The sequence below is a fragment of the Bartonella sp. MU70NMGDW genome, assembly GCF_042194085.1.
In the GTDB taxonomy this organism is placed as follows: domain Bacteria; phylum Pseudomonadota; class Alphaproteobacteria; order Rhizobiales; family Rhizobiaceae; genus Bartonella; species Bartonella grahamii.
On the sequence record NZ_JBHIMK010000322.1, the window covers coordinates 1 to 1,293 of the forward strand.

Genomic DNA, 1,293 nt, shown 5'->3' on the forward strand with positions numbered 1-1,293 from the left:
AAAGTAAAAGGCGCTTCATCTGTTTTAAAAGGTGGTACTAAGGTAAAGAATATTCGCTTGGTGGATGGGGATCATAACATTGATTGCAAAATTCCAGGGATTGGTCAGATGAGTTTAAAGTCGGAGTTTGTGAAAAAAGTTTAGGCATTTATCCCCTTGCAATTGTTTTTGCATTTCGCTGGTTTTTTATTTTTACATTCTTCTCGAATGGGCTTTTTTTGTTGTTTCACAGATTACACCAATCAGATAGAGGCAATATATTTTCCTTTATTGCAAAGCCATGTATCGCAGAGGAATAGTGGCTCTGTCTTTTCTTTTAATACGCAGTTATGGGTGAAGTTGGATGTTGACGTACATGCGACAGTAAAAGTATGTGCTTTATGAGAAGAACAACGCGGTAAAGCAGACAAACTTATTCCTGCTGGATTGAAGAAATATTCTCATTTTTTATCAGATAATTTCTCAAACAATCATAATAGATCTAGCTTAAATGTATTTATTTTTTACAGGTAATTCCGCCGTTTGCGTCATATTTATGGAAATGAGATTGAAAATGATAGAGGGGAAATTCTTGATTTTAAGAATAGAAAAAGGACGGTATGATCTTGATAAGGTCGTACGGTTATGCATTTTCCAGTTTTTAGTGCTGCAACAGTCTCTTATAAAAAGTGTGTATAAGAGCTATTAAAAATAGTTTTTGTTATTATCCAGTTTGTGCTGTGTAAGCGGACGATTTTGATTGATACAATAAAAACAGAATTGAAATAAGAAGAATGCCAGAATTCTCATTCAAGTTGCAAAATGTGATCTTTGTTGATTGGCTGCTACAAGAAGTATTTTGCGTGATTTTATCGTTGGGAGAAGTGAGAAAGATGGAGCAAATGGGCACTCTATCTTACAATGTTTTCTTTTTTGGGTTTTCTTTTTTTTGTAACGGGTCGTGTTTTCCTAGTTAAAATTGCATGACAAGATTATAAAACAAAATAAATTTAAAGTGCATGCCCATGTTTTGTACTTCTGTGGATATCATTATTGGGTTTGTTGTGAAACAACCGATGCTTCTTAAAAGGGGCTTTAAAACCTTTTTAAGGCATATATGGAGGTGAAAGGTGAGTGAAGGTATTATTATTGGACAGATTTTTTTAACAGTACTGTATTTTTATGGCTGCATAGCTTACTTTTAAAATTTCAGGAATAAAATGACGCAAGATTGTTACACTCCATGTTTGAGCGCTGTTGAAGAGGGGCAATCGGTGTGGTTATTTTACCTATTGAGGTCAATATTTATTGTGG

At 34.1% G+C, this 1,293-nt stretch carries 1 protein-coding gene; it reads left to right on the forward strand.

Features of this window, described 5'->3' with window-relative positions:
• Positions 1–144, forward strand: a 144-nt coding sequence (locus ACFIKE_RS10745; protein ID WP_375649892.1) for a PhnA domain-containing protein, incomplete at its 5' end; no start/stop codon positions are given.
• Positions 145–1,293 lie beyond the last annotated feature (1,149 nt).